This is a genomic window from Bacillus sp. RIT 809 (assembly GCF_016892495.1).
GTDB lineage: Bacteria > Bacillota > Bacilli > Bacillales > Bacillaceae_G > Bacillus_A > Bacillus_A cereus_U.
This window is the reverse complement of record NZ_JAFEMR010000061.1, coordinates 1-1,550: the sequence shown is the minus strand read 5'-3', so window position 1 is coordinate 1,550 and position 1,550 is coordinate 1. Positions and strand designations below refer to the sequence as shown.

Sequence of the window (1,550 nt, the reverse complement as noted above, 5' to 3'; positions counted from 1 at the left end):
AAATGTTAAAATCCATAAGTTTAATAACGTTAAAGACGAAAAAATAATGAAATAGAAACGGTATAAAATGAAATTTGGATATTAAAATGATAAGAAGGTTATAAAGTAATACGTTTAAATATCAATTGAAGGTAAGAATTACCTTTTTATGTTAATTTAGTTGTAGAGTGAACAATAATGTTTTTGATCTAATATGAAAAGGTTATGCGAAAAAGAGCTGGATGGCTATTTTTCACATAACCTTTTTGTGGTTTTAAAGGATTTTACTTAAGAAAAAATCTATAATTAAGGTAGTTAACATATATTTTTTGATGGGTGTGGGGGATTATGAAAGAAATATGCATGTTATTAGTGGCTGTTATATTATGGGGGACGGCAATTGCGCCAACGAAATGGGCATTAGAATCTATTCAACCATTTACTTTGTTATTTATTCGTCTTTTCTTTGCGGGTGGAATTTGTATGCTTTTTTCATATGGCCAACTTCAAAAAGCGATCGTACATAAACATATTCCATGGAAAAGAATGAGTTTGCTATCTTTTACTGGTGTAGCTGGGTATTTTATGTTCACATCCTACGGGATTTCTTTAACAAGTGGATTACATGTTAGTATCATTGATGCTGCATTGCCATTAGTTACAATTCTTTTTTCAGCGTTTTTTTTGAAAGAGAAAATTCAGCCGAATTATTGGATCGGTATTATATTGGGGGCTATAGGGGTACTTCTTATTACAATTTCATCTAACAATGCTGATCAAGAGGTATCTTTAATAGGAGATATCCTTATTTTATTAAGCACCTTCTTATTTGCTAAAACAGCCGAAACAGGAACAGTATCTATCAAACAAGGTTTTTACAACATTAACTTTAATTATTGGATCGGTTATTTTATTACCATTTGCAATGGTAGAAACTTTTTATTACGGTTTCCCAAAGATTGAAACCTGGAAGACTGGATTTAGTGTAATGTATCTTGTTATTGGAGCGACAATTTTAGCATATTGGTGTTGGAATAAAGCACTAGAGAGAGTTACAGCATCAGTAAGTGGATTATATTTAAATGCATTGCCGCTAATAAGTATTGTTGCTTCAATTGTTCTATTAAATGAATCTTTAACGTGGAGAATAGTAATAGGCGGCGGCTTAGTTTTATTTGGAGTGGTATGGGCGGATAAAAGTAAATTAATTGATCTATTTATCATTTCCCGACAGAAAAGTCCCGCCTCAAGGAATGAGTAGGACGATAGTTTAAAGAGTGCATGTATATAATGTGTAATTAAAAGGACGTCTTGTATGTAATGGGATGTCCTTTTTTATTATTTTCATTGAAATAGAGAAATAGGATAACTGAAATTAATATAGAAAATACCTTTGGGAATTTTTTTATTATTAATTGAATAAAAGGTGTTGACGATTAGCATATAGAGGTGTAATATAGAACAAGTCGCCGATAGCAACAACGCAGAAAGCGACAAAACAAAATGAAAAACTTGGTTGACATTAACTAACGAAGATGTTAACATAAGGAAGTCGCAAATGAGCGGCAGAC

The 1,550-nt window shown here is 31.6% G+C and carries 1 pseudogene; it reads left to right on the top strand.

From position 1 onward, the window contains the following. The first annotated feature begins 327 nt into the window (after positions 1-327). A pseudogene (locus JTF23_RS27330) lies at positions 328-1,240 on the top strand (DMT family transporter). Positions 1,241-1,550: the final 310 nt, after the last annotated feature.